Origin of the sequence: Legionella norrlandica (assembly GCF_000770585.1) — a bacterium.
GTDB lineage: Bacteria > Pseudomonadota > Gammaproteobacteria > Legionellales > Legionellaceae > Legionella > Legionella norrlandica.
Map to the genome: position 1 here is coordinate 1 of NZ_JNCF01000057.1, position 6359 is coordinate 6359.

Here is a 6359-nt window from a genome sequence, read left to right on the forward strand (position 1 = left end):
CAATTACGCTACTGCTCTTCTAAAGGTGATCTCCACTCGTGCATTTGGCGATTGATCACCACCTAAGCTATAACTAGTAATAGGTTTATCATCCTTAACCCTTAAACCCCGTTTGTGTAAAGATGATTCTACTATCAACTCCTTGTGACCATAGATATTCGCTCACTACCCTTGATCTTGCCAACGTTAAAGCACGTTCTCTTTTTACTGAAACATATTTACTACTGTAGCTGGTTATAGTTATAGCAACTTTACGAAATTGTTTAAGAAATGTGGCAATCTCATTTAATAAACCGTATGAAGCCCAAGTTAATCTGGGGGATTGATCCGCAAATAAAGCACTTGCAGGAATACTAATTAAATAATTTTGACCAACTGTTGCAACTTTAATTCCTTTTTTATTTAAGTCAGTCATCAATTTGATTATGGTTGCATCACAAGCCCCATCAACACGACATGGTAATTGAGGTACTTCCTCTTCATCGAGGTAGTCAGATCGATGACAAGCGCTCATCAACAAAAGCATGAGCAATCCGGTTATTCCAAACAATGCATAGATGTAATTAGTACGAGCCGATCTCACCTGTTATCCCCATATTCGAAAATAGACTAACGTTATCTATGTCTAACTATCTCAAACATTCCATTTGATAATAAAAACATACAAATCATTACGTTACAATGAATTTAATAAAATTGCCATTTTTTTAAATAATTTATTTATACAAGAAAGGATTGACTAATTCAGGAAAAACAATTTGTGTAAATTGAAGGCAGACAAGGTTAAGTGAACAATCAAGCATGTACAATACAAATGACGTCAAAATTCTTTACTGGGGATCAACAAAATTCTTTATAGGGGATCAATTAGGTTAACTCTTCTTCTGCCTTTTTATTTGCCTTTTCACGCTCTGCAGCAATCTTGGCTGATAAATCTCTGACAATATCGGTCAGTTCCCGAGAATCAATAACATCTCTTTCTTCAGGAGGATAACTGGTTGCCATTTGAAAGTCTTTGATTAATTCATTTGCCACAGTACCTGAATACTTATCTTTTGCTCCAGCCAAACGCTCAATCATCATCATCTGATTTCTTGTTTCATTAATTGGTAATAATGGCTCAGCAAAAGTTTCTTTATCTGAGACTAATAGCGGAGGTGCGCTAGGGTCTCTTCGGAGTTTACTGAAAATAGTCAATGCCCCCTCAACTTCCTCCTCAACAATATCTTCAACAGGTTCGGGTTCATTTTGTCCATGATATGCAATTAAAGCAGCAACCCCACGTTCAATTGGTTCCTCAATATTAGATTCCTTTAATGCCTTTGTAATTAAGGTAATTTCTTCATTTTCAACTACTTTATCAATACTCAAATCGCCACTTTCAAGAATACGTTGAAAGGAAGCCAATTGTTTTTGTAACTTCATTAAATAATCATCAGGTGGAGGCTCAACTTTTAAGAATTGATTAATTTTAAGTTGCTTGACAGGTTTGGGATTAGCATAAAACATACGCGCACGAACAATTTTTGATTTGAAAAATATATGCGCCTCACCTTCTGTTTGTTCTTTTAAATCCAAAAGGTCCACACGTGCTCTTTTTTCAAAAGAAGAACTTTTCGTATCCATATAGCTATTTGCAATACTTGTCTCCTTAGTTTGAAATGAGTCTACTTTCGTTACATAGGCCTCGCCTGCTGTTTTAGTGAAGAAATCCCATGTTTCAGTTGGGTCTTCCAATTTCATACAAATTTTAATGTTCGTATTTGCTCCGATAGATGCCGCTTCTTCCTTAGATGCTTTTTGGAATGCAGGTAAATCTTGTCCTGCAAAGATGGCAGAGAACCCCAATGAGCGAGCTTGGGCTGGCACTACGGCAAAACCTTGAACGGCATAATAGCCATACTCATCAAGGATGCACATGTAGGGAGTTGGGGCGTTAGTAGGTTTTCTCAAAATAACATCACGATAATCACCCTCTACTTCTTCTCCTAATCCTGCTGCCATCATGGCTTTTAATGAAGAGACAATAATCTTGCCAAGGTTAGATAATTCATCTGGTGATTTTTCCAAGGCAGGTAACAACACGACTAAGATTCGTCTGTTGAGTACTACATCTTTAAAATCTACTTCAGCCAAATTAGTACGAATGATATGCCCATAAGTATCGGCTAATGATGAGAAACTTCGTACAAGTTGCATGGTAATAAAGCCATGTTGCTCCAAAACCTGTGATACCTGTTTTCCTTTCTTTTCTTTATTATAACCTGGTAAAGTATTTAAATAGTTTCGTAAAGGATCGGTTACTAATTTGGGGATATTTTCAATATTGATACTTTCTTGATCATCCCGAGGAAAAATTTTATCAATTACAATAGATTCAAGTCTCTGTAAATCAAAATAATTACGAATAGTATTAGCATCAAGAAGAATCGCACCTTCATCGCGCATATAAACCAGCAAACGCATCAACGCTTCTACGAAAGCTATAGCCCGGCCTTTCCACATATCCCCATCGGATGACTGACTTGAGGAACCCATCAGACTGACTACTAACTGGGTCAACATACTGGAAGAACCTTGGCAAAATGGGTTTAGGGTATTTGATAATCTTCTCTCTTGTGGGCCAACAATGTCACGGGCTCCCGTCATGAAATTAATTAAAAGCAAATCATCTTCACGCCCCATGCTCCGCACTAAAGAAAACACTTTCGCATAGAGAGAGTTATCTCCTTTCCCATCAACATAAATAAACCCGCTTCCCTGGACCAGAGCATTATATGATAAAGAGACTAAAGTTTCCGTTTTACCACTACCTGTTGAACCAAAAATAAGTGCATGAGTCCGCATGTCATCATTGGCAAACCAAAGCTCTTCACCAGTTTTTCTGTCATTACCAAAAAAAGTTATCCCTCGAGCCATATTGGGTTTATTAACACCAGGCTTCATGTCATTATAATCTTTTGCTCGTGCAATTTGCGGCAATCTAAAGGGTAATTTTTGCTTCCGAGTGTAACTATAAAGGAAAAAAACAGAACCAGTAACCATAAGAAATGTTGCTGCTTCAGAAAAATAATACGCTACTGCAGCTAATGCAACAAGAACAATAGAAATATTCGTTGGATCAGCGAAAGCATCAGCCACCCTTTGAGTTAAAGTACGCGTATCCCTTAATAATAGGGTTGGATCTAATTCGTGACGAGACTCAATACCCCGCATCATGGCTCTAACTCCTCCATTTGACGTGGTGTTAATTTCACTTCTTTTATTGCAATTTCAAGTGCTTTAATTGCTTCATCAATCATTGGCACTAAAGAACGTCTCCCCATTTCTTTCTCGGCTTTCCAATGTGCAAAAGGGCCAGCAACTTCGGCAAATGGTGTTTGTCTACCTACACAATTAAGCATGTACCATAAACGCCTATCAACAGGTTTTAACCATAAAAACTCGGAACTAGGCACTACACCATCTTCCCGAGCAGCTTCCAGCAAAGAAGCAATAACGGTCAACATATACGCATGCTTGGAAACGACTTCCTGAACTAACTCAGTGTTCTCATATTTTTTCAATATCGGCCTGGCAACAGAAAAATCTGGCTTTCCATTAACAAAGGTTTTGTCTAAAACTTTAAGTATATGATTTGCTGCATCTCTATCTCTATTCATACGAGCCATAAAAACAGCTGACAATGCATAAGCCTGAGGAGAAAAACGTTCAAAGCCATCCCAATAAGGTCCTAATTGCATGGTAAATATACGTTTCGCATCTCCACGCCTAATTCCAGCAGTCATTTCTTCGCCAGGTAAAGGATTATCCAGCAAAGCATCGTCTTTTCTTAATAAATTATATTTCCTAGCAAATTCCATGGGTGTTAAAGCCATAGCCCATGGCCCCTTATTAATATCTTGACTGACTAAATCCTCTTTAACAACAGGCATAATAGCTGGCCAGTTAAATTGTTCTTGTGCACGTAAGCTCTTCATATCATGGGCTTTACGAAACTTTAAAGTAATATTTGAATTATAAAGAACAACCGCCATTCCAACTAGGACACAAACCACTGGATAGCGAATATAATCACCTACATTTCGACTAATTGTCACCAATTGGCTCCAATTTACCGTAGTAGGATCTAAGGTTTGCATTAAATAAATCTGATTTGACAAGTCCTGATTATTTAGAAATAAGTTAACTAACCTTGCTTGCCATATATTGATTGAGAATACAAAATTAACAATGTACTGGTGTGCCATTGCCCAAATAAGATACGCCGTGACAAATATCAGTATGATTATCCATACTGGTGCCATCGAGTTATCTGATCCTGCCTGTTGCTGTTGTTGTGCCATTGTTCTGAATAATTAATAAATTCCATATATGAAGTATATACTGCACAAAGACATTTTTGCGAGATTTTCAAAAAATTATGGGTACAGTCGTCAACAAATCCTGACAAAATTTAGATAGGTTGAAATAAAAATTTAATTACTTTTGGTTAAACGACCATTAACATAGCGATATACACCACTAATGTGTACAAAACGACTTATATTATCCAAACTTATGGATTTGTCCTTAAGACTCAGCAAGGTTTTACCTAACTTATCTACCGGAGCCTTATCAGGAGATAAAGGTAGGATATCCGTTTGATTGATGTAGACAGCAGCATAAGCTTCATTCTGCTTATTTTCTTTTGTTTTTAATATTGCTTTGACGTCTTCTTCATCAGCATAAATAGGCCTTGAAATTATTTGGCGCGGTAAGCTGTATAGTATTTTCTCCCAAGACTGAAGGTTACTCCCATCTGAAGAATATAAAGAAATATAAATTTCCTGCTGACCGCTTCTTAAAGCGATTCGATTTGCTAAATGTGATTCAGCTCTTAATTTTGCCTGGCTACTAGCTCCTATTCTCCTTAGAAATCGATCGCGAATTGAAACTAATTTTTTACCAATTGCTCTTAAAAAATTAGACTTATCCCATGGACCTTTTTCAATAGCATCATTTAAAGCCTTTAAAATAGCTTCTTTTTGTTCATCAGAGAGTTGATCTTTCATAACTTCAATATTTTTGGGGGCCCAAAATTAAGGGAATATAAGAAGTATAACAGCATTTGTATAAATCGCTGCATGAAATAAACAGATCAAGAAAATTAAAAGCCGAATACTTTACGTTTTGGTTCCTCAGTTGGCTGCTTCTCAGTAGCAGTAGTCGCGCCAAACATTGTCCCAGTTTTGGTTAAAAGTGGTTGCGTTGAAACAATACCTTCCACGGCTGCCGTTAAATCTGTTAATATTTTGACAGCATCACTGTTATCTTGCCCTCCTGGATTAAAGCTAAGAGCCTTCCCAGCACTAGCAATGCACTCTTTTAGCGGGTAAATAACTTCGCTATAGGTAGTCACCTCTGTTGGAGGAGTTGCGTCATTAAGAGCCGTTAGATCACCCGCTTCTTTAGCAGGAGGGGGGGAATAAAAACCAAATAAATTTCTTGGATTATCATCCGCTTTATTAGCCATTCTTACCACTCCTCAACTTAATTATGTTATATTTCAACACTATATGTTTAATGTATCAAAAAATATATCTCAACCTAGCCTACTCCCCAGAAACTTTCGAATTCTTTACAATGATTTAGTCATACATTAACTCATCCAGTGGGGTATAATCTCGGCTAGGACCTCCCTGAATCAATTCATTTACTACATCTGTCATACATAACAAACGCAGAACATTAGGTGTCACTTCATCGAAAACAACTCGTATACCTAACAAAGAACCTTCAGCCTCATCATAAGTCGCCCCCAAGCCATAACCCAAACACAAAGAACATAATTGATCCGCTCTCTTAGCTATAGCAGGCAGTAATCCAGTGTCAGAAAACACCTCTTCAAAACTTACAAATCTATCATTCAGATAAAACTTCGCATTCATACTCGCCGCAATCTTTGCCATGCATTTACTAATATCTCGTTCCATTTATCTCCACCAAGGTTGCGAAGATTTAACAGAGCCGGCCAAAAAACTTCTTAACCAACGTAAAAACACAGGGACAGTAAATCCATAGTGTTCAATTATCCCGAAAAAAATAGCAGATATTAAAACTAAAACACCTGTCCATACTCTAATATGCATTAAAAATAAAAAAATAGGAAAAGCGGCTCTTGCATCAACCACAAAAAAGCGTGCACTTCGCGCGGAATCGCGCCAATGACTTGTTGCTGAAAATCCACCACCTGCCATATCTTCAAACCTCATAAGAAGCACTCTATAGAAAAAGTATATACTTAAAAAGAGGCTTCTGCATCAATCCCTAATGATTTTTCAAATGAAAATTTTTAAATTTAAAAATTTAATTTAACA

General features: G+C 37.1%; 6 protein-coding genes and 1 pseudogene. All 7 read right to left on the bottom strand.

Going from position 1 to position 6359, the window contains the following annotated elements; translation table 11 throughout:
• Positions 1-3: 3 nt before the first annotated feature.
• Positions 4-583, bottom strand: a pseudogene (gene icmN, locus OK13_RS11170) (type IVB secretion system protein IcmN/DotK).
• A gap of 284 nt (positions 584-867) precedes the next feature.
• On the bottom strand, positions 868-3219 hold the full coding sequence (gene icmO, locus OK13_RS11175; protein ID WP_035890852.1) for a type IVB secretion system protein IcmO/DotL: 2352 nt from the start codon (positions 3217-3219) through the stop codon (positions 868-870).
• The gene (icmP, locus tag OK13_RS11180) at positions 3216-4346 is read right to left on the bottom strand and encodes a type IVB secretion system coupling complex protein DotM/IcmP (RefSeq protein WP_035890853.1); all 1131 of its coding nucleotides are present in this window, start codon (positions 4344-4346) and stop codon (positions 3216-3218) included. The genes icmO and icmP overlap by 4 nt, the downstream gene beginning before the upstream one ends.
• Positions 4347-4478: 132 nt before the next feature.
• The gene (icmQ, locus tag OK13_RS11185; protein ID WP_035890854.1) at positions 4479-5054 is read right to left on the bottom strand and encodes a Dot/Icm secretion system protein IcmQ; all 576 of its coding nucleotides are present in this window, start codon (positions 5052-5054) and stop codon (positions 4479-4481) included.
• 95 nt (positions 5055-5149) lie between these two features.
• On the bottom strand, positions 5150-5515 hold the full coding sequence (locus tag OK13_RS11190; RefSeq protein ID WP_035890855.1) for a hypothetical protein: 366 nt from the start codon (positions 5513-5515) through the stop codon (positions 5150-5152).
• 115 nt (positions 5516-5630) lie between these two features.
• Positions 5631-5975, bottom strand: a complete 345-nt coding sequence (gene icmS, locus OK13_RS11195) for a type IVB secretion system protein IcmS (RefSeq protein ID WP_035890856.1) — start codon at positions 5973-5975, stop codon at positions 5631-5633.
• Positions 5976-6239, bottom strand: coding sequence for a type IVB secretion system protein IcmT (gene icmT / locus OK13_RS11200; RefSeq protein ID WP_035890857.1), 264 nt, complete (start codon positions 6237-6239; stop codon positions 5976-5978).
• Positions 6240-6359 lie beyond the last annotated feature (120 nt).

Excerpts from the sequence above, each read along its gene's own strand:
- OK13_RS11190 (WP_035890855.1), bottom strand. The coding sequence starts at position 5,515 with ATGGCTAATAAAGCGGATGATAATCCAAGAAATTTATTTGGTTTTTAT.
- icmS (WP_035890856.1), bottom strand. The coding sequence starts at position 5,975 with ATGGAACGAGATATTAGTAAATGCATGGCAAAGATTGCGGCGAGTATG.
- icmT (WP_035890857.1), bottom strand. The coding sequence starts at position 6,239 with ATGGCAGGTGGTGGATTTTCAGCAACAAGTCATTGGCGCGATTCCGCG.
- icmP (WP_035890853.1), bottom strand. The coding sequence starts at position 4,346 with ATGGCACAACAACAGCAACAGGCAGGATCAGATAACTCGATGGCACCA.
- icmO (WP_035890852.1), bottom strand. The coding sequence starts at position 3,219 with ATGATGCGGGGTATTGAGTCTCGTCACGAATTAGATCCAACCCTATTA.
- icmQ (WP_035890854.1), bottom strand. The coding sequence starts at position 5,054 with ATGAAAGATCAACTCTCTGATGAACAAAAAGAAGCTATTTTAAAGGCT.